The sequence below is a fragment of the Sphingomonas sp. BAUL-RG-20F-R05-02 genome, from assembly GCF_022662305.1.
Classification (GTDB): Bacteria; Pseudomonadota; Alphaproteobacteria; order Sphingomonadales; family Sphingomonadaceae; genus Sphingomonas.
On sequence record NZ_JAKNQH010000005.1, the window covers coordinates 274,335 to 294,331 of the forward strand.

A 19,997-nucleotide genomic window follows, 5' to 3' on the forward strand; every position below is an offset into this window, starting at 1 on the left:
CGTCTGCTCGGCGGGGCGGCGCGCCACTTTCGTTAGAACAGGTATACGGCTGCCGCGATCAACAGCGCCCAAAGCGCGAGCGAAATCGGCACCGCCAGCGTCAGAGCGCGCATCACTTCGACCTCATGACCTAGATCGCTACTTTGGCGGCTGCGTTTGAACGGGGTCGTGCTCCAGAACGCACGCGGCAAGGCGCGTGCGGTGGTGCCAACAGCATTGTCTGAACGGAAGGCGTTTGGCGAGGACTTCATCTGCGCGACCCATTTTAAGATACGTTGATAAAAGCATTTGATGTTCCGCCCGAGGGACTTCAATCGAAGCAGGTGCAGCATGAAGGCGACGATGTTGATGCGTTGCAACGCGAATTTGGCCGAGATCGCAAACGTCGCAAATTCGTCGTCGAAAAACAAAGCGTTGCTTAAGATTTTTGATAATCCGAGATTGTATTTTAATTTCGCGTCTGCGCAAAGTTTGTCGGAAAATATTTGCGTGTGATCGTGCCGACCACCATATCGTAGCATTGGTGATCTGGCGGGTCGTTGCCTGAGCGACGGGTCGTATTGGGCTTACCGGCATTTCATGATCCATCTGGCCGTGCGAGCGATAGGCGCTAGAACCGGACGCAATGGACCGTTCGATCTCTCCCGACCAGACCAGCCCGCGCTGGCCACCCCGCCTGCTCGAAGCGGCGCTCGCGCTGCACGACAATCGTCTGCCCGATGCCGAGCCGCGCCTGCGCGCCCACCTGAAGGACGATCCGTTCGATGTCGCCGCTATCCGGATGATGGCGGAGCTTGCCGGGCGGATCGGCCGCTATAAGGACGCCGAGGCGTTGCTGCGCCGCGCGCTGGAGTTGTCGCCCGACTTTACCGCCGCGCGCGCCAACCTCGCGGTCGTCCTGCATCGGCTCAATCGCCCTGCGGAGGCGATCGCCGAACTGAACATCGTCACGCAGGATGAGCCGGATCACCCCGGTCACGCCAATCTCAAGGCGGCGGCGCTCGGGCGGATCGGCGGTTTTGACGAGGCGATCGTGTTGTACGAACAGGTGCTCGCACAGATGCCGTGCCAGCCGCGCATCTGGATGAGCTACGGCCATATGCTCAAGACCGTCGGGCGGCAGGCGGACGGCATCGCCGCCTATCGCCGCGCGCTTGATCTCGCGCCGGGCTTGGGCGAAGTGTGGTGGAGCCTCGCCAACCTCAAGACGATCCGCTTCGACGATGCCGATATTGCCGTGATGGAGGCGGCGTTGCAGCAAGCCGACATCTCGACCGAAGACCGCTTCCACCTCGATTTCGCGCTCGGCAAGGCGTACGAAGATCGCCGTGAGGCCGAGGCGGCGTTCCGCCATTACGCCGCCGGCAACGCGCTTCGTCGCACCACCGTCCAGTATGACGCGGATCAGACGACGCGCTTCGTCGATGACAGCATCGCCACCTTCACCGCCGACCTGTTTGCGGCCCGCGAAGGGCAGGGATGCCCCGCGTCCGATCCGATCTTCATCCTCGGCATGCCACGCGCGGGATCGACGCTGGTCGAACAGATCCTGTCGAGCCATTCGCTGGTCGAAGGGACCTCCGAACTGCCCGACATCCCGGCGCTCGCCCGTACCATCGCGGACTATCCGGCCGGCGTCGCCACCCTTTCCGCCGACGAACTCGCCGCCATCGGCGCTGACTACCTTCGCCGCGCGGCGATCCAGCGCCGCACCGACAAGCCGTTCTTCATCGACAAGCTTCCCAACAACTGGGCACGTGCCGGGCTGATCCGGCTGATTCTGCCCAACGCGAAGATCATCGACGCGCGCCGTCATCCGCTCGGTTGCTGCTTCTCCAACTTCAAACAACATTTCGCGCGCGGTCAGGCGTTCAGCTACGATCTCGAGGAAATGGGCCGCTACTATCGCGATTACGTACGGCTGATGGATCACCTCGACACTGCCATGCCCCGCCCACCGCACCGGGTGTTCTACGAGGCGATGGTCGACGACACCGAAGCACAGGTTCGCGCGTTATTGGATGCGTGCGGGTTGGAGTACGAGGCGGCCTGTCTCGCCTTCCACCAAACCGAGCGTGCCGTGCGCACTGCCAGTTCGGAACAGGTCCGCCGCCCGATCTTCAGCGAGGGCAAGGCGGCGTGGCTGCCGTTCGCGCCCTATCTTGATCCGCTTTGCGCCACGTTCGGTGACGTTCTGACGATGTACCCGCACGCATCAGCATCATAGCGTTGCAAATCCGCAACGTAGCGTCAGCGAAATGACACGCCCGCAACGGACCTTGTTGACGATTGTTGCACCGCCGCACACCCTTACAGGAACAGTTGGTTCCTAGGGGGAAGCGGGAATGAAATTTGGGGCAGGCGCAGTTGCGTCAATATTGCTGGCGTCCGCTGCGTTCCTGCCGGCCACGGTGCAGGCGCAGACGCAGTCCGCCCCCACCGCCGCGCCAGAGGCCGATCAGCAGCCCGACAATGGCGACATCGTCGTCACCGCGCAGAAGCGCGAGGAAAGCCTGCAAAGCGTTCCGATCAGCATCCAGGCGATCGGCACCAAGAAGCTCGACCAGCTCAACATCAGCAATTTTAACCAATATACCCAGTTGCTGCCCTCCGTCTCGTTCCAGACGACGCAGCCGGGATCGACCACCGTCTATATGCGCGGCGTGGCGTCGGGTGGCGACGGCAACCATTCGGGCTCGCTGCCCTCGGTCGGCTTCTACCTCGACGAACAGCCGATCACCACGATCGGCGGCACGCTCGACATCCACATCTACGACGTCGCGCGGATCGAGAGTCTCGCCGGGCCGCAGGGTACGCTCTACGGCGCCTCGTCGGAGGCCGGCACCGTCCGCATCATCACCAACAAACCCGACCTCAGCCACTTTTACGGCCGGATGGACGGCGAGGTGAACACGGTCGCGCATGGCGGGCAGGGCGGCAAGGTCGAAGGCCTCATCAACGCCCCGATCAACGCCAGCATGGCTTTCCGAGTGTCCGGTTTTTACGAGCGCGACGCCGGTTATATCGACAACGTCGCCGGTACCCGCTCGTTCTGCGGCACCACGCTGACCGCGGATGGCTGCGTGCGTGACGGTCTCACCATCGACAACAAGGCCTTCGTCAAGAAGGACTACAACGAGTCTGACCTGTGGGGCGGTCGCGCCGCACTGAAGATCGACCTCGACGATAGCTGGACCGTGACACCGACCGTACTGTACCAGGAGGCCAAGTATCACGGCGCCTATGCGATGGACCCGCAGGTCGGCGACTTGCAGATCCAGCGCTTCTTCCAGGAATATCGCCACGATCGATTCATCCAGGCCGCGCTGACGATCGAGGGCAAGGTCGGCAACTGGGACGTCACCTATGCCGGCGCATATCTCGACCGGCAGGACCAGCAATCGAGCGACTACACCGATTATGCCGAGGCGTACGACCAGATTTACGCATCGTCGGGCGGCATCTTCTACTATGGCGATTATGCCAACGCTGCCGGCCAGCAGATCGACCCGCGCCAGCACATCGTCGCGAGCGATCATTTCAAGAAGCTGAGCCAGGAGTTCCGGGTGCAGTCCCCGCAGGACGAGCGGCTGCGCGTCACCGCCGGGATGTTCTACCAGCGGCAGAGCAACGCGATTCACCAGGATTATCAGGTCGACAATCTCGCGCCGGACCTGTCGGTCAACGGCCATCCCGGCACCTTGTGGCTGACGCAGCAGCACCGCGTCGACAAGGATTATGCGATGTTCGGCGAAGCGTCGTTCGACATCGTACCGACCGTGACACTCACCGCCGGTGGACGCGCGTTCATCTACGACAACTCGCTAATCGGCTTCTACGGTTTCGGGCGCAATCCTGGCGACGGCTATACCGCGCAGCCTTATAACGGAGCGCTGTCCTCGGGCACGGGCGTGGCGCGCTGCTTCGCCACCGATGGGCTGCGGCTGACTGGCTATGGCGACCAGCCAAGCAGCACCACCCGCGTGCTGCTGCCCGCATCCGTGCCGGGCGGGCCGTGCACCAATCTCGCCAATTACGTGCAGGGCGCCGGCATCCAGCCGATCACCGCACGCGGCGAGGGCTTCACCCACAAGCTCAACCTGACATGGAAGCCGAGCAAGCAGTTCCTGCTGTACGGCACCTGGTCGCGCGGCTTCCGCCCGGGCGGCATCAACCGGCGCGGCGACATCGCGCCGTACAACCCGGACTATCTGACCAATTACGAGGTCGGCGCGAAGGCGACGCTGTTCGGTGGCAAGCTGCGCGTCAGCAGTGCGCTGTATCAGCAAAACTGGCGCAAGTTCCAGTTCAGCTTCCTCGGGCCGAACAGCTTCACCATCATCAACAACGGCCCGAATGCGCGCATTCGCGGCATCGAGGCGGACGCGAGCCTCGCGCTCGGTGCGCTCGCGCTGACTGCGGCGGGCGCGTATAACGACGCCAAGACCACCAGCAACCTGTGCACGACCGCGATCTCGACCTGTTCGGGCGACGATCTGCTTGCACCGAGCGGCACGCGCCTGCCGATCACACCGCGCTTCAAGATCAACGGCACCGCGCGCTACACCGTGCCGGTCGGCGCGGCCAAGGCTTACGCGCAGGTGCTGGTCGCGCACCAGAGTTCAGCCTCGTCGGACATCCGCGTGGCCTATGCGGCGACGCAGGGGCGGCTGAAGCAATATACCACCGGCGATCTCGCGCTGGGCGCTGAATGGGCGACGTTCAGCCTCGAACTGTTTGCGCAGAACCTGTGGGACGAACGCGCGCAGCTTTCGCGCTTCCAGGTGTGCGGTGTCTGCACACAGCGGTCGTACATCGTGACCAGCACGCCGCGCACGATCGGCCTGCGTGGCGGGGTGAAGTTCTAAGGCTCCTGATCGGGGGAGCGGGTGCGCCGGAGCTTTGGGGAAGGCCCCGGCGCACGATCGCTTCCGCACGGAGTGACGGCGTTGTCTCGCTGCCGACACGCCGGTATGGGTGCCGAAATACTGGCTTGTAGTAATCACGCCGATACTGTGATCTTCGTGTAAGTCTTCACTTTGTCGGCGAAGTGTTGATCTTGTCGCGTATGATTGCAGGGAGCGTGTGCTGATCGTCCGAGTGTTCACGCCGGGCGCTACCTAACCCGCATGGACACCCAAAGCTTGGCCGGGGGGTGAAGCAAATCCGCATCATCTAGCTAGTCGTCGCCAAGCGCGAATCGCTAACCGAACGATAGCGGCGGCTCGAAAGCCGCCGTGCTGTACGACCTGAACGTCATCGTTAGCTATAAACAGCGCTTATCCGCGCGACTGGCTGCCGCATTTATCGCTGCAAGCCTATTTGCTACGTTCGACCTGCTCGAACTCAAGCTCGACCGGGGTTGCGCGACCGAAGATCGACACCGACACCTTGACGCGGCTGCGATCGAAATCGAGTTCCTCGACCAAGCCGTTGAAGCTCGCGAACGGACCGTCCAGCACCTTGACCGAGTCGCCGATCTCGAAATCGACCTTGACCTTCGCCTTCGGGGCGGCAGCGGCTTCCTCCTTGGAGTTGAGCATGCGCGCAGCCTCGCTCTCGCTGATCGCCTGCGGCTTGCCCATCGAACCGAGGAAGCCGGTCACCTTCGGAGTGTTCTTGACGAGATGGTACACGTCGTCGTTCATGTTGAGCTTGGCTAGCACGTAGCCCGGCATGAATTTGCGCTCGACCGCGATCTTTTTGCCGCGCCGCGCCTCGGTGACGGTTTCGGTCGGCACCTCGATTTGTTCGACAAGCTGTTCGAGACCCATGCGGGTCGCTTCGGCCATGATCGAATCGCGAACCTTGCCCTCGAAACCCGAGTAGGCGTGGATGATGTACCAGCGTGCCATGTGTCGTCCCGTAATCAGTTCGCGAGGGTGAGCAGATATTTGACGATCAGTTCGAAGATCGTGTCGATGCCGAAGAAGAACACCGCCAGCAGAGTCGTCATGATCATCACCATAACGCCGGTCATGATCGTCTCGCGCCGGGTCGGCCACACCACCTTGGCGGTTTCGGCGCGTACCTGCTTGTAGAATTCGATCGGGGTCGTTTTGGCCACTGTCTGCACTCGCCTTGGTTAGCGCCGGAGCCGGGGACATGGGCCCGCCGTCCGGCCCCGCCAAGGGGCCGAAGACGTATGTTCCCGATTTCGGAATGGGAAAGCGTTACTGCCGGCGATCCGCAAAATCAAGCGCGGCGATAAGAAGTGGCAGGGGAGGTCGGACTCGAACCGACGGCCTTCGGTTTTGGAGACCGACGCTCTAACCAACTGAGCTACACCCCTGTGCGGAAGCGGTCTTTAACGCCGCCTTCCGGCAACTTCAAGCGGCAAGATCGTAAGGTTTGATCTCGCCGTTGAGGTAAAGATTACGCGCCTTCGCCCGGCTGAGCTTGCCCGAGGAGGTGCGCGGCAGCGTGCGTGGCGGGATCAACTCGATCACGCAGTTCATGCCCGTCACCGATCGCACTCGCTCGCGGATTTCGTCGCGCAGGCGCACGCGCTCGGCATCGTCCGAGCTGCGGCACTGCACGAGCACGGCGGGCGTCTCCTCGCCACCCGGCGTGGTGATCGCGAAGGCCGCGATGTCGCCCGCCTTGAAGCCGGGCAATTGCTCGACCGCCCACTCAATATCCTGCGGCCAGTGGTTGCGCCCGTTGACGATGATCATGTCCTTGGCGCGACCGACGATGTAGATGTAGCCGTCCGACAGATAGCCCATGTCGCCGGTGTCGAGCCAGCCGTCGATCAGGCACGACTCGGTCGCCTCGGCATCGCGAAAATACCCCACCATCACCGATGGGCCGGAACACCAAACCTTGCCGATCGCGCGCTCGGGCAGGGGCGTCCCGTCCTCCTCGCGGATCTCCACCTTCATGTCGCGGACCGGCTTGCCGCAGTTGACGATCGCGCGGTAGCGTTGCGGCCGGTCCTGACCGGCGGGAACGCCGGAAAGCTGCGTTTCCTCAACCAGTTCTACGCGGATGCCCTCAGTCGGTGGCATGATCGACACTGCCAGCGTCGCTTCGGCAAGGCCGTAGCTCGGCAGGAACGCACTTGCCTTGAAACCCGCATCCGTGAACGCGTCGACAAACCCCTGCATCACGTCGGGGCGGATCATGTCCGCGCCGTTACCGGCCAGCCGCCAGCGCGACAGGTCGAACCGGTCGCCGGCGCGAGTCTGACTGGAGATGCGGCGCGCGCAGATATCGTAGCCGAACGTCGGCGAATAGCTGATCGATGTGCCTGGGTTGCGGGAAATCATGTCGAGCCAGGCGAGCGGCCGGCGCGCGAAATCCTCGGTCTTGAGGTAATCGCACGAAACCTGATTGGCGATTGGCGACAGGAAACAGCCGACCAGCCCCATGTCGTGGTACCAGGGCAGCCACGATATGCAGCGATCCTGGGCCTCCAGTCGCATTCCGTGGCTATGCGCGGCGAGATTGTTAAGCAAAGCCCGGTGCGTGATGACGACACCATGCGGGAAGCGAGTTGAGCCGCTGGAATATTGCAAGTAGGCGATGTCGTCGGTCGCGGCGGTCGGAAGCGTGACGTCAGGGGCGGGATGCTGCGCAAAAGTGGTCCAGTCGACGCCGTCGATGCCGACCAAGCGAGCAGCTTCACCTGCCATCTGGGCAAGTTCGGGCGGGTAGATGAGAAGCTTCGGGTCACAACTCGAAAGCTGAACCCGCAATTGTTCGATGTATGATTCGCGGCCGCCGAAAGACGTCGGCAAGGGCAGCGGCACCGGCCATGCGCCCGCGTAAACCACGCCGAAAAACAACGCGGCAAACTCAGGCCCGGTTTCGGCGACAAGCGCGATACGGTCTTGCGGCGCTATACCAGAGGCGATCAGACGACGCGCGGTCGCCAGAGCGTCGCGGCGCAGATCTGCAAAGGGGTACGGCTGGAGCAGATTGCCGCGCGCATCATGGAAGTTCAGTCCGCGGGTTCCGGCCGCCGCATAGTCGAGCGCCTCGCCCAGCGTCTCGAAATCAGCCAGGCGCCGCGGGAGCGCGTCATCGGTGGGGGTGGCGTCGAAGGCCGGACGTTCCAGCGCCTTTCCCGAGCCCGCAATGTTCGTCGTCATTATCGTCTGCGCCCTTGCTTGCGGAAGTTAGCCATCTCCGCCGCGATCTAAGCGTGCACCCCTGCTTTCGCCAAGCGTTCAAAATCGGTTTCGACTGTGGCACAATGATGGCGCAATGTTCAGCACCGACTCCAAGGGCCGCCGTCAGGCGCCGCCGCTCGACAGCGCTGCCCTAGAACGGCTTGCGTTACGGTATGTGGAACGTTTCGCGACCACACGCGCGCGCCTTGCCGACTACCTCACACGGAAGATCCGCGAACGGGGTTGGCAAGGCGACGCGGCCGATCCGCATGCACTCGCCCAACGCATGGCGGAGCTTGGCTATATTGACGACCGTGCATTCGGTGAGGCGCGCGCTGGCGCAATGTTACGCCGGGGGCTTGGCCGTCGCCGCGTTTCGGGTGCACTGCGCGCGGCCGGCGTCGGTGAGGAGGATGCCGCCGCGATCGCACCGGCGGTCGCGGCGGGCGAAAAGGCAGCGGCACTGGCTTTCGCGCGACGCCGCCGCATCGGCCCGTTCGGAAACGCCATTCCGGACCGAGAAACCCGTCAAAAGCAGATTGCCGCGATGATCCGCGCCGGTCACGATATAGACCTCGCGAGGAAAATCGTTGATTCGACGCCTGACCAAGAGGTTGAAGCGCTAGACTGACCTTTTTCATCGTGAGCGCACGTGCTAATCTCCTCATGGGGGATCGTTGGGCATGCGTAATGAAATGATTACCGCTGCGGGCGACAGCGGCTGGAGCGACATGGATGAAGCGTTGACACCAGGCGAGCAACAAGGCCAGCCGTACAGCGGCGTCGTGAAATGGTTCGACGTGACGCGTGGCTTTGGCTTTCTCGTCGCGGATGATCCCGCCGCCGGTGATATCCTGATCCATTTCTCGGTACTGCGTCTGCACGGGCGGCGTAGCCTGCCTGAGGGCGCGCGGATCGATTGCCTTGCCGTGCCGCGCGATCGCGGTTTGCAGGCGAGTGAGATTCTGACAATCGATCTCAGCAGCGCCGTTGAACCGCCTGCGCGCGTTCGTGAGCGCGGTGATCGGGTCGATCCGACGGCGCTTATCGAGACCGCTGGTACGTTCGAGCCGGTGCAGGTCAAATGGTTCAATCGTCTGAAAGGCTATGGTTTCCTGGTGCGTGCGAGCGATGGTAGCGACGTGTTCATCCATATGGAGACGCTGCGTCGCGCAGGGCTCGACGAGGTCGAGCCCGAACAGCCGCTGACGGCTAGGATCGTCGATGGCGGTAAGGGGCCGCTCGCCGTCGTCGTTGCGATGGCCGTCTAACCACCGTCATGGTGCGCGGAATGGTCGTGACGCACGATGATCGCGGTTGATGACGGCCGCAGCACAGGCTAAGCGGCGGTTATGGGACTGAACCTCAATCCGTTTACGTGGTGGAACGGCGCCACTCTCGGCACCATTATCGGGCTGCGCGGCAAGGCGCGGGTCGGTGATGATGCGCTCGGCAACGTATATTACGAAGGTGGTAAGGATACCGCCGGCAATCCACGTCGTTGGGTAATCTACGAGGGTTCGAACGACGCGAGCCGGATCGCGCCAGAATGGTTCAGCTGGCTGCACCATCAGGTCGACGACATACCTAGCCGGGCCATGCCTGCGCCGCGCCCGTGGCAGAAAGATCCCTTGCCGAACATGACCGGCACCGCGCTGGCGTACCGACCATCCGGGGCGCTGGAAAAGGGCGGTCATCGCGCCCCCGCGACCGGCGACTATGAAGCTTGGACGCCCGACGCGTGATGACGCGGCTGCTGGGCGGGGCGGCGCTCTGCGCGCTGCTCGCCTGCGGCGGGTGCGGCAAGAGCGAGCAGGCGGGGCCGACGCCTGCCGAAACCTCGGCTCCGCGTACGGCGCTGGAAGAGGAGAGCGGCTCGTCTGATATCGTGACTGTCGATGTCGATCATGCAACCGATCCGTCGCTTGGTGCGACACCGATGGCGCAGCGGGTGGCGGTTCTCGGCGTGCTCAACAAGCGCAACGGAGCAACGCGCGAAGTGACGCTGAAACCGGGCCAGTCGGCGCGGATTGGTGATGCTGTGATCCGCTTGCGTGCATGTGAGCAGACTGCTCCATGGGAGCCTGATCATTACACCGGCGCCTTCGTGCAGCTTGACGTGCGGCAATACGATCAGAAGTGGCATCGCGTGTTTTCAGGTTGGCTCTATAAAGAGCGGCCATCTCTGAACGTAGTGCCGAACGCGATCTATGACGTTTGGCCCAAAAGCTGTGCGATGACCTTCCCGGCGGGCGGCCCGGATACTGTCTCCATCGGTAACGAGGCCGCCACGGTGCGCTCCAGCGCAAAAAAGTCGGCAGGCCCTGAAGGGGATAATGCGCCAGCTACGCCGACGGACCCTTCAAGCGCAGACGATAACAACGCAAGGTAAGCTGCGCGCGATACCTCGACCGCGCCGAGCGAGGCGAGGTGGTCGGTCATGAACTGGCAGTCGAGGAGCGAAAAGCCACCGACCCGAAGCCGCGCCACCAACCAGGCGATCGCGACCTTGGACGCATCGCGCGCGCGACTGACCATGCTCTCACCAAAGAACGCGCGGCCGAGCGCAAGCCCGTAGAGGCCGCCCACCAGTTTCGTATCGTCCCAGATCTCGACGGAGTGGGCGAAGCCCATCGCGTGCAATTCGCAGAACACCCGTTCGATTTGACCGTTGATCCACGTATCGGGCCGATTTGGCACGCTTTGCGCGCACAGTTCGATCATTTGAGGAAAGGCGGTGTCTGCGGTGACGCGGAAGCGATCTGCCGTGATCGTCTTCTTCAGCGACCGTGAAAGGTGAAATCCGTCTAGCGGCAAGATTGCGCGCCGGCGCGGCTCTACCCAATAGACGCTGTCGGCATCCCGAGCGTCGGCCATTGGAAACACGCCGACCGAATAGGCGCCAAGCACGAGCTGCGGATCTAGCTGCGTCTTGCTGGCGGCACTCTCACTGCGCGGTGTTCTCACGGTATGGACCTCATGCGGCGAGACGGCGCTCAATCGCCTGCCAGAGTTGCGCGAACGCCTTGCTGCTTGCAGATCTTGCGGCAAATGCACCAACCGCTTCGCGTCGGGTGGCCATGGTCTCGATCACACTCGTCATCGGGATCACCGGCCAGTCGGGATGCGCGGCCAGTGCTGCTGCATGCAGCTTCCGACGGCGATCGACCATCGAATGGACCGGCAGTACGTTTGATTTAGCAGCAAGGTGTTTCATCACATCCGCAAACGCCCGCTCGGACAGTGGCGAGGGGATAACTGGTACGATGATAAGATCAGCGGCGCGCATCACTTGATCGCTCGTTTCAGTCAAGCCGGGCGGACAATCCAGCAGGATGCGGTCATACCGTTTGCGCAATCCGGCTAGCAGCTTCTGCAGACGCTTCTTGCGGTCAAGTTCGTGGAAGAGCACGTCAAGGCGGCGCAGCGAGGTGTCGGCGCCGATGATGTCGAGCCGCGGCACTGCCGTTCGACGCACGAGGTCGATTGCCTCGGCATCTTTAAGGAAAACCGAATGCGCCGTTTCGCGCACGCTGGCAGCCGCCGGCGGCGCGAGCATGAAGGTGCTGGCCCCCTGTGCGTCCAAATCCCATAGCAAAGTGCGCCGGGACGATAGCGTCGCGGCGCACCAAGCGAGGTTTACGGCAAGCGTGGTCTTCCCCACGCCGCCTTTGAGGCTGTAGACCGCAATTGTCGACACGAACCAACCTCCCGCAGCGGGAACGCTATATCGCGGCGCGCAGATTGGCTAGGCGGACATTGCCGCCTGCGCGCTTCAGGCCTTGCAAGCCTGAGCGGGCTTGTTTGGCTCAGTCAGGGTAATTCCATCGGGACCGCCGGTCATTTCGTAACCGGAACCCTTGTATGGATCCCCCGCCTTGTCGGCGGTCAGGGTCGTCACGCTGCCTTCCTTGGCAGGCTTGATGAGCACTTGCTTGTCGCCCTGGAAGAAGTCGACGATGTGGACGCTCTGGTCCTTGCAGCGGAAGGTGACTTCCTTGGTCATCATCGGTGGCAGTTCGACCGGACCACGCTTGGCGAGTTCAGCCGCGTTTGGATCGGGCGCGGTCGTGCTGACGACGGTCGGTTTGTTGTCGCACGCGGCGAGCGAGACCAGAGCAAGGGCGGCGGCGGGGAGGAGCAGCTTTTTCATGGTGCAACTGCTTCGCCCATGCCAAAGATCGCGTCAACCACCTTGTGTGCGCAACAAAATGTTTTTGCCGTGGCGCGGTATGAGGCGGCCTTAGTGATCGGGAATTTTTGTACGAACAGCAATGTGCAGTAACAATTGTCCCAGCCGTGGCGTCTCTGCAGCCTCCGCCGCGACTCAGTACGAAAACATTTTCCGCCGGCTTATCAAAGATACGACGCCAGTGCCTGCCATGCAGATCTCTTTGCCTCGAAGCCGATCGTGTGCATCGGGCTGCTGGAGGGCAGGCAGTGCACCACATACCGTTCGGCCTGGGTACGGATCTGCCGCATCCCGTGCGTGAAGGACGCGCCACCGTTGAAGCCGATCGCGCGAAGGTCGGGCAACGTGGCGATGAGCGCTGCGACATCATTGACGCTGATGTCGCGGAGCGCCGCATCGGTGCTGCCTTTCCGCCTCGCGCGCGCCACGACATCCCACAGCGCTACGCGCCTGGCGCGCAACCGGGCAATACGGGCATCATAGCCAAGAGCTACCAGATCCTCGTCCAGCACCGACGACATCAAGCGCCAGAACTGGTTCTGAGGATGCGCATAATAGCGCGCGGCGGCGAGCGAGCGTTCGCCTGGCAAGCTCCCAAGTACCAGCACCCGCGCGTCGCAGGCGACAACAGGCGCGAGGGCGTGTTTGAACGTCAGGTCGGGTTGCGGCATCTCGGCGCTGGGTTCGTGCGGCATCGTCCTCCTCTGGCAAAGCCCTATATCGTTGCGGCAAGATTTGCATGCATTGCAGCCGGCCAGCGCATCGCTATCTGAGAACCATGCACACAACGTCCAACACGCTCGCCCTGATTGGCAACACGCCGCTCGTCTTGTTGAAGGGGCCAAGCGCTGCGGCGGGAGCGGAAATCTACGGCAAGTGCGAGTTTGCCAACCCTGGTGCCTCCGTCAAGGACCGTGCTGCGCTCGCAATCGTCGAGGATGCGGAGGCGCGTGGCGTGATCGCGCCGGGCGGAACGTTTGTTGAGGGTACGGCGGGCAACACCGGCATAGGCATCGCTCTGGTCGCCAGTGCGAAGGGTTACAAGACGATCATCGTCATGCCCGAGACGCAGAGCCGCGAGAAAATGGACACCTTGCGTGCGCTGGGTGCTGAACTTGTGCTGGTCCCGGCGGCGCCGTATTCCAATCCAGGACATTTCGTACACACCTCGCGCCGCATCGCCGAAGAGACCCCGAACGCCGTCTGGGCCAACCAGTTCGACAACGTCGCCAACCGCCGCGCGCACATCACCGGCACAGCCGAGGAGATCTGGGCTCAGATGGAGGGTCGCATCGACGGGTTCACCTGCGCCGCCGGTACCGGTGGTACGATCGCCGGCGTCGGTATGGGGCTGAAGGCGAAGGACGAGCGGATATCCATCGCGCTAAGCGATCCGCATGGTGCATCGCTGTACGAATACTATGCCAACGGCGAATTGCGGTCGGAAGGGTCTTCTGTCGCCGAGGGGATCGGGCAGGGGCGGATCACCGGCAATCTGGAGGGCGCGCCGATCGACACGCAGTTCCGCATTTCTGATGACGAAGGCCTTGAATGGGTGCGTCGCCTGCTCTCCGAAGAAGGGCTGTGCCTTGGCTTGTCCTCGGGGATCAACGTGGCCGGTGCGGTTCGGCTCGCGCGTCAATTGGGGCCGGGCAGCCGCGTGGCGACGATCTTGTGCGATACTGGCTTCAGGTATCTGTCAACGCTCTACAATAAAGCGTGGCTGGAGCAGAAGGGCTTGCCGGTTTTTCCGTGGCTTGCGACGAGTTGAGGCTAGGCATCGACAATCGGATAATCTTACGTTACATTTCTACCACACTATGAAAATGATCGCACCGGAACCAGGCCATGCAGGCCACCGCGCGAAGGTCGGGATGATCGGGCTTGCGGCCGTCCTTCTGTTGATAGGCCTTGCCGCCGCCGTTTTCGCCACAGCGACGAAAGACCGGCCGCTGGTTGTCGCCAGTGGTGCGCGTACGCAGGTGGAGCACCGCATATTGGATAACACCACCGCGCCCAGCGATCAGGCTACCAACGAACCCCTCGCCGAGTTGGGTGTCGCGCCGAGCGCATCGACATCCGAATCGCCCGCCAGCGACAATGCGTCCGAGGCGGCTGCGAAGTAGCGAAGCTGCTGCGCGAGGCGCGTTGTGGCGTGTTTTATCGCCAGGGAAAATACGGGAAATCACACCGCAACGGCGCCGCGTCTGTTTGACGCCCGGGCGGCGATGCTTGTCATACAAGAACGTTCGTAGAACGAGGTGACGTGTTGCGCAAAAAATTCGTGGCGAAGTCCGCTGCATAGGCGTTCTCCCGCGAAATCCCCGGAATTCCCCTTGAATCCCGGCTTAGCCATATGTTAACCCGTTCCTCGACAGGGGCAGCATTAATTCGCCTGCGCGATCCTCACCGAAGCGGCTGACGTCAGCCGCTTTCCGGGCCGGGATCGGCTTGCCTGTCGCTTTGTGGAGCGTAGCAAGTGGGGGACCGGCTGGAGTATCAGGGGAAAGGACTTGGCCTTGTCGATGACAAGGGTCGTGTCGCTATTCCCTCGTCGCTCCGCAGCACGCTCGCCAAGAACGCGCCACGTGACGATGGCAAGGATGGCGGCACCGTCATCATCGCCCCGCACCCAACCTACCGCTGCCTGATCGCCTATGATCCCGGCTTCGTTGCTCAACTGAAGCGGGAGTGCGAATCGCGCGACGACGCGCATGTCGCGGCGACCGGAGGATCTGATTACAACATCCTCGCCCGCGCAGGAGCCGCCGAGGCGATGCCGTTCGACGGCAGCGGCCGCTTCATCATGCCCGCGTTCGAGCGCAAATACGCCCGTATCGACGAGGTCGCGTTCTTCCACGGCACCTTCAAGTGGATCACGATCTGGTCGCCGCGTATCATGCTCGAAACCGACGGCATCGATCCGTTCCTGAAGGAAGCGGTCGAATTCCAGTGCGCAGAGAAGGGCATCGTGCTGTGAGCCCCAATTTTGCTGATGCTCCACACATCCCGGTGCTGCTCGATGAAGTGCTTGCGAGTCTTGCGATCCAGCCCGGTTCGTCTCACGTCGACGGCACGTTCGGGGCGGGCGGCTACACGCGCGCGATGCTTGGGCAGGGCGCGCGCGTGTTCGCGTTCGATCGCGATCCAGATGCGATCGCCGACGGGCAGGCGCTGGTTGCCGCGTCGGATGGCAAGCTGACGTTGATCGCCGCGACCTTCTCCGCGCTGGAGGCTGAACTGGCCGCTCGCGATGCGCTGCCCGTCGATGGGGTTGTAATGGACATCGGCGTCAGCTCGATGATGCTCGACCGTCCGGAACGCGGCTTCAGCTTTCAGCAGGACGGCCCGTTGGACATGCGGATGAGTCAGGCGGGCGAGACTGCGGCGGAGTTCCTCAACACCGCCGACGAGGCGGTGATCGCCGACGTGCTGTATGAATATGGCGATGAGCCGCGCTCGCGTCGGGTCGCTCGCGCCATCGTCTCCGCAAGACCCCTTACGCGCACCACCGAACTGGCCAACGTGGTTAAGAAGGCGTTAGGACATAAACCGCATGATAAGAAGGACCCGTCGACACGGACCTTCCAGGCAGTTCGGATTCATATCAACCGGGAGCTTGGTGAGCTGGCCGACGGGCTTGCGGCGGCGGAGCGTGCGCTTCGCCCGGGAGGCATATTGGCGGTGGTGACATTTCACAGCCTGGAAGACCGGTTGGTCAAACGGTTCTTCCGCGAACGCAGCGGCGGCCTGCCGGGCGGATCGCGGCATTTGCCGCAAGTTACGGCGAAGGCCGAACCGAGTTTTGAGAATGTCGCCCGCGCCGTGCGTGCGGGTGAGGCCGAGATCGCGCGCAATCCGCGTGCGCGCTCGGCGACGTTACGGGTCGCGCAGCGGACGGCAGCTGCGGCTTGGGTTCATGAAGGGGCGTTGTAATGCTTGGGTATGCGTGGAAGACCATGGGCTGGTTTCTGGCGGGCGTCGCGGTGGCGCTCGGCTTCCTGCTCGTGCCGCTTCAGGTCGCGGCCGAGCGTAAGAAGCTCGACCACACCGTGGCCGACATCGCCCAAGCGCGTCGCGATATCCGCGCGCTGGAAACCGAGTTCGAGACCCGCGCCAATCTCGCCCAGCTTGACCAGTGGAACAACGACACGTTGCGTCTGGTCGCGCCGGGCGCCGGCCAGTTCGTCGCGGATGAGGCGGCACTCGCCTCGATCGACGTGCATCAGCAGGGCGGGGCCGATATTCAGACCGCGTCGTTCGTGCCGGCGCCGCCGATGAGCGAGACGCTTGCCGAGGCAGCGCAGGTCCAAGTTGCGATGGTCGCTCCCGAACCGCACGCGCAACCCGCCGTGGCGGTGAAGACCAAGGCCGCGCCGACGCTCGCCACTGCCGTCGCCAAGGTGAAGGATATCGACGTGAAACGTGTGAAAGTACAGGCGGTGGCGATGCTTGATCGTAAGTTGCTGAGCGACTCCACGGTCGGCGATCTCCTGTCGAGTGCACGCCGCGAGGCGCGTTCCGGCCGATGAGCACGTTTCTCGCCCGCCCGCTTTCGCAACGTCGCGTCAGCGGCCAGCGTCATGCGCTGGTCGCCGTCGCGCATGTGCGACTGATGATCCTGATGCTGTGCCTCGGCGCCGGCTTTCTGGTCGTGGTAGGCAAGATCGCGCTGCTTGGTCTGCTGTCGTCGCCGGCGAATGCCCAAGGTGGGACGGTCAATCCAGTGGTGCGCAGCGACATCCTGGATCGCAACGGCGAGCCGCTTGCCCGCACGATCGACGCCTGGACGATTGGAGTGCGCCCGCACGATATCCTTGGCGACAAGCGTGCGCTGGCGGAGGCGCTGGTCAAGATCATGCCCGGGCATGACGAGGAATGGTTCTATTCCAGGCTGTCGATGAAGGCGAACTTCACCTACCTGGAGAAGCACGCCTCCCCGGCGCTGGTCAACGCGATCCACGATCTTGGCGAGCCGGGTATCGTCTTTGCCCAGGAGCCGGAGCGGCTGTATCCGCAGTCGACGCTCGCCGCGCACGCATTGGGATATATCGGACCGAGCGCCAAGGATCCCAACATCGCCGGTCGTGCCGGCATTGAACGCGCGTTCGACGAGCGGCTGAGCAGCCCAGCCGAACGCGGCGAGCCGATCACGCTGTCGATCGATGCGCGCGTGCAAGCGGCGATGGAGAGCGAACTCGGCCGCGCGATGGTGACGTTCAAGGCGCGCAACGCGACCGGCATCGTGCTCGACGTAAATACCGGCGAGGTGATCTCGATGGCGTCGCTGCCGGTCTACAATCCCAACAAGATCGGCGGTACGCCGGGCGACGCGCTGCGCAACAACGTGACGCAGAGCGTGTACGAACTGGGCTCGACCTTCAAGCCGATCACCATGGCGAATGCGATCCAGAGTGGCACCGTCACCTCGATGATGCGTCGCTTCGATGCGACCGCACCGCTGAAGGTCGGCAGCTTTACCATCCATGACGAACGTGGTGATCCGAAGCGTTGGCTCAACATCCCCGAGACGCTGATCTATTCGTCCAACGTCGCCACCGCGCGGATCGCGGACGAACTCGGCGAGGATCGTGAGAAGGCAATGTTCCGGGCGATGGGTTTCGACACCAAGCCGGTGATCGAGTTGAAGGAAAAAGCGCGACCGCTGTGGCCACGGTACTGGTCGCGCACCGCGACGATGACGACCGCCTACGGACACGGCATCGCGGTTACGCCGCTGCAACTCGCCAACGCCTATGCCGTCCTGGTCAACGGTGGCATCTGGCGCCCGACGACGCTGCTGAAGGTCGCGCCGGGCCATGCGGCGGAAGGGCGGCGCGTGCTGTCTGAAACGACCAGCGCGCGGATGCGGCAGTTGCTGCGGCTCGTCTGTCTATACGGCACCGGACGAAAGGGCGATGCGCCCGGCTACCGCGTTGGCGGCAAGACCGGCACCGCGGAGGCGGCGGCGAATGGTGGCTACGATCACTCCCGCAACGTTGCGACCTTCGTTGCAGCCTTCCCGATGGATGCGCCAAGGTACGTCGTGCTGGCCATGCTCGATTCGCCGCAAGGCACCAAGGAAACCGCCGGCTGGAAAACGGCGGCATGGAACGCCGCGCCGGTCGTGGGTCGCGTCATTGCGCGGACCGGCGCACTGCTGGGCGTGATGCCGGATGCTAAGCGAGAGATCGACCTTGCCGACCTGCGGCCGGCGCTTACGCTGGTCGCGGGCGCTACGCCGCCGACGGGTGGAGAAGAACAGTGAAGCTTTCGGTGCTGGTCCCCGGCGCTGTTGATGTGCCGGTTACCGGTTTCGCGATCGACCACCGCAAGGTTGCTCCCGGTACGGTGTTCGGCGCGTTTGCGGGCGGCCGCTTCAATGGTGAGGATTATATCGCAGCGGCGGTGGCGGGTGGCGCGATCGCCATTGTGGCACGTCCCGAAGTGGTGGTGGAAGGCGCCATCCATATCGCCGACCCCGCACCTCGCCGGTGCTTCGCCCGACTGGCGGCTCGCTTCTTCGCTCCATTCCCGGCGTGCGCGGTGGCGGTGACGGGCACCAATGGCAAAACCTCGACGGTCGAGATGGTGCGGCAGGTGTGGCGCATGGCAGGCCACTCCGCCGCGTCCATCGGCACGCTGGGCGTCACCACCGGCGACGACCGCGTGTCGACCGGGTTGACGACACCCGATGTGGTGACCTTCCTGTCGAACGTCGCCGGGCTCGCGCGCGAAGGTGTGACGCATCTGGCGTTCGAGGCGTCTAGCCACGGGCTCGATCAGTATCGGACGGAGGGTGTCCCGCTGACGGCAGCGGCCTTCACCAACCTCAGCCGCGATCATCTCGACTATCACGGCACGATGGAGGACTATTTTGCCGCCAAGCTGCGGCTGTTCGCCGATGTACTGCCGGAAGACGGCACGGCAGTGATCTGGGCGGACGATGCGGTGGCGGGTGAGGTCGTCGCTGCGGCGAAGGCGCGCGGCATCAACATCAACTCGGTCGGCACCATGGGCGAGACGCTACGGCTGGTCGCGCGTGAACCGAGCCTGCTCGGCCAGACGCTGACGGTCGAGGCAGGCGGGCGTACGCACAAAATCGTGCTGCCGCTGATCGGTGCGTATCAGGCCGCCAACGCGTTGGTGTCGGCCGGACTGGTCATGGCGACCGGCGGGGAGATGACGGCGACCCTGGCGGCGCTGTCGCGACTTCAGCCGGTGCGCGGGCGGCTTGAACGGGCGGTGATTACGCGAAGTGGTGCGCCGGTGTATGTCGATTACGCGCATACGCCCGACGCGCTCGAAGCGGCGATCGCGGCGTTGCGTCCGCACGTCGGCGGGCGACTCGTCGTCGTGTTTGGGGCGGGCGGGGACCGCGATACCGGCAAGCGCGTCGAGATGGGCCGCGTTGCTGCCACCAAGGCCGATTACGTCATCGTCACCGACGACAATCCGCGCAGCGAAGACCCTGCAGGCATCCGCGCGATGGTGCTGGCCGGCGCGCCGGATGCGGTCGAGATCGGCATGCGTCGTGACGCGATCGGCGCCGCAATCGCCGCGGCAGGACCGCAAGACATCGTGCTGATCGCTGGCAAGGGGCATGAGCAGGGGCAGATCGTCGGCGAATTCGTCCTGCCGTTTGACGACGTGAGCGTCGCGCGAGAAATGGCGGCGTGACGGGGCTT

Annotated in this window: 20 protein-coding genes, 1 tRNA gene and 1 pseudogene; 12 read left to right on the forward strand and 10 right to left on the reverse strand. The window is 63.5% G+C overall.

Going from position 1 to position 19,997, the window contains the following annotated elements:
* Nucleotides 1–32: 32 nt before the first annotated feature.
* Nucleotides 33–410, reverse strand: a complete 378-nt coding sequence (locus L8F97_RS13400; protein ID WP_242150860.1) for a hypothetical protein — start codon at nt 408–410, stop codon at nt 33–35.
* A gap of 215 nt (nt 411–625) precedes the next feature.
* On the opposite strand from L8F97_RS13400, the gene L8F97_RS13405 reads away from it, so the two are divergent.
* Together L8F97_RS13405 and L8F97_RS13410 are read left to right on the forward strand one after the other, a co-directional pair.
* On the forward strand, nt 626–2,227 hold the full coding sequence (locus L8F97_RS13405; RefSeq protein WP_242150863.1) for a tetratricopeptide repeat-containing sulfotransferase family protein: 1,602 nt from the start codon (nt 626–628) through the stop codon (nt 2,225–2,227).
* Nucleotides 2,228–2,345: 118 nt separating this feature from the next.
* Nucleotides 2,346–4,868, forward strand: coding sequence for a TonB-dependent receptor (locus L8F97_RS13410; RefSeq protein ID WP_242150865.1), 2,523 nt, complete (start codon nt 2,346–2,348; stop codon nt 4,866–4,868).
* 450 nt (nt 4,869–5,318) lie between these two features.
* On the opposite strand, the gene nusG is transcribed toward L8F97_RS13410, so the two are convergent.
* The 4 genes from nusG to L8F97_RS13430 form a co-directional block, all read right to left on the reverse strand.
* Entirely contained in the window at nt 5,319–5,855 is a 537-nt protein-coding gene (gene nusG / locus L8F97_RS13415) for a transcription termination/antitermination protein NusG (protein ID WP_242150868.1), read from the reverse strand.
* Between the two features lie 14 nt (nt 5,856–5,869).
* Nucleotides 5,870–6,067: a preprotein translocase subunit SecE gene (secE, locus tag L8F97_RS13420; protein ID WP_242150872.1), complete on the reverse strand. Its 198-nt coding sequence runs from the start codon at nt 6,065–6,067 to the stop codon at nt 5,870–5,872.
* A gap of 148 nt (nt 6,068–6,215) precedes the next feature.
* Nucleotides 6,216–6,292 (reverse strand) — tRNA-Trp (locus L8F97_RS13425).
* A 37-nt stretch (nt 6,293–6,329) separates the two neighbouring features.
* On the reverse strand, nt 6,330–8,096 hold the full coding sequence (locus tag L8F97_RS13430) for a fatty acyl-AMP ligase (protein ID WP_242150873.1): 1,767 nt from the start codon (nt 8,094–8,096) through the stop codon (nt 6,330–6,332).
* A 115-nt stretch (nt 8,097–8,211) separates the two neighbouring features.
* Here L8F97_RS13430 and L8F97_RS13435 point away from each other — a divergent pair, with 115 nt between their 5' ends.
* The 4 genes and pseudogenes from L8F97_RS13435 to L8F97_RS13450 all read left to right on the forward strand — a co-directional run.
* Nucleotides 8,212–8,748, forward strand: a complete 537-nt coding sequence (locus L8F97_RS13435; RefSeq protein WP_242150876.1) for a RecX family transcriptional regulator — start codon at nt 8,212–8,214, stop codon at nt 8,746–8,748.
* Nucleotides 8,749–8,848: 100 nt separating this feature from the next.
* The gene (locus tag L8F97_RS13440; protein WP_242151217.1) at nt 8,849–9,388 is read left to right on the forward strand and encodes a cold-shock protein; all 540 of its coding nucleotides are present in this window, start codon (nt 8,849–8,851) and stop codon (nt 9,386–9,388) included.
* An 81-nt stretch (nt 9,389–9,469) separates the two neighbouring features.
* Nucleotides 9,470–9,862, forward strand: coding sequence for an NADH:ubiquinone oxidoreductase subunit NDUFA12 (locus L8F97_RS13445; RefSeq protein ID WP_242150879.1), 393 nt, complete (start codon nt 9,470–9,472; stop codon nt 9,860–9,862).
* A 194-nt stretch (nt 9,863–10,056) separates the two neighbouring features.
* A pseudogene (locus tag L8F97_RS13450) lies at nt 10,057–10,290 on the forward strand (DUF2155 domain-containing protein); the annotation flags it as partial.
* A 35-nt stretch (nt 10,291–10,325) separates the two neighbouring features.
* On the opposite strand, the gene aat reads toward L8F97_RS13450, so the two are convergent.
* From aat to L8F97_RS13470, 4 genes are all read right to left on the reverse strand, one after another.
* A complete protein-coding gene (aat, locus tag L8F97_RS13455) occupies nt 10,326–10,994 on the reverse strand; it encodes a leucyl/phenylalanyl-tRNA--protein transferase (RefSeq protein WP_242151220.1) in 669 nt (222 codons plus the stop codon).
* 100 nt (nt 10,995–11,094) lie between these two features.
* Nucleotides 11,095–11,817: a ParA family protein gene (locus L8F97_RS13460; RefSeq protein ID WP_242150884.1), complete on the reverse strand. Its 723-nt coding sequence runs from the start codon at nt 11,815–11,817 to the stop codon at nt 11,095–11,097.
* A 75-nt stretch (nt 11,818–11,892) separates the two neighbouring features.
* Nucleotides 11,893–12,270: a hypothetical protein gene (locus tag L8F97_RS13465; RefSeq protein WP_242150887.1), complete on the reverse strand. Its 378-nt coding sequence runs from the start codon at nt 12,268–12,270 to the stop codon at nt 11,893–11,895.
* 203 nt (nt 12,271–12,473) lie between these two features.
* Complete coding sequence (locus L8F97_RS13470) at nt 12,474–13,004, reverse strand: DNA-deoxyinosine glycosylase (protein WP_242150890.1); 531 nt, start codon at nt 13,002–13,004, stop codon at nt 12,474–12,476.
* 83 nt (nt 13,005–13,087) lie between these two features.
* Between L8F97_RS13470 and L8F97_RS13475 the strand changes: the two genes are divergently transcribed.
* Complete coding sequence (locus L8F97_RS13475) at nt 13,088–14,080, forward strand: cysteine synthase A (RefSeq protein WP_242150893.1); 993 nt, start codon at nt 13,088–13,090, stop codon at nt 14,078–14,080.
* A 31-nt stretch (nt 14,081–14,111) separates the two neighbouring features.
* Here L8F97_RS13475 and L8F97_RS13480 read toward each other — a convergent pair whose 3' ends face one another.
* Nucleotides 14,112–14,552: a hypothetical protein gene (locus tag L8F97_RS13480; protein WP_242150896.1), complete on the reverse strand. Its 441-nt coding sequence runs from the start codon at nt 14,550–14,552 to the stop codon at nt 14,112–14,114.
* A gap of 236 nt (nt 14,553–14,788) precedes the next feature.
* Between L8F97_RS13480 and L8F97_RS13485 the strand changes: the two genes are divergently transcribed.
* From L8F97_RS13485 to L8F97_RS13505, 5 genes are read left to right on the forward strand one after another with little or no spacing between them, the layout of a single operon-like run.
* Nucleotides 14,789–15,289, forward strand: a complete 501-nt coding sequence (locus L8F97_RS13485) for a division/cell wall cluster transcriptional repressor MraZ (RefSeq protein WP_242150899.1) — start codon at nt 14,789–14,791, stop codon at nt 15,287–15,289.
* A complete protein-coding gene (gene rsmH, locus L8F97_RS13490) occupies nt 15,286–16,245 on the forward strand; it encodes a 16S rRNA (cytosine(1402)-N(4))-methyltransferase RsmH (protein ID WP_242150901.1) in 960 nt (319 codons plus the stop codon). Before L8F97_RS13485 ends, rsmH begins: the two co-directional genes overlap by 4 nt.
* Complete coding sequence (locus L8F97_RS13495; protein WP_242150904.1) at nt 16,245–16,841, forward strand: hypothetical protein; 597 nt, start codon at nt 16,245–16,247, stop codon at nt 16,839–16,841. Before rsmH ends, L8F97_RS13495 begins: the two co-directional genes overlap by 1 nt.
* Complete coding sequence (locus tag L8F97_RS13500; RefSeq protein ID WP_242150907.1) at nt 16,838–18,577, forward strand: peptidoglycan D,D-transpeptidase FtsI family protein; 1,740 nt, start codon at nt 16,838–16,840, stop codon at nt 18,575–18,577. Before L8F97_RS13495 ends, L8F97_RS13500 begins: the two co-directional genes overlap by 4 nt.
* Complete coding sequence (locus tag L8F97_RS13505) at nt 18,574–19,989, forward strand: UDP-N-acetylmuramoyl-L-alanyl-D-glutamate--2,6-diaminopimelate ligase (RefSeq protein WP_242150910.1); 1,416 nt, start codon at nt 18,574–18,576, stop codon at nt 19,987–19,989. Before L8F97_RS13500 ends, L8F97_RS13505 begins: the two co-directional genes overlap by 4 nt.
* Nucleotides 19,990–19,997 lie beyond the last annotated feature (8 nt).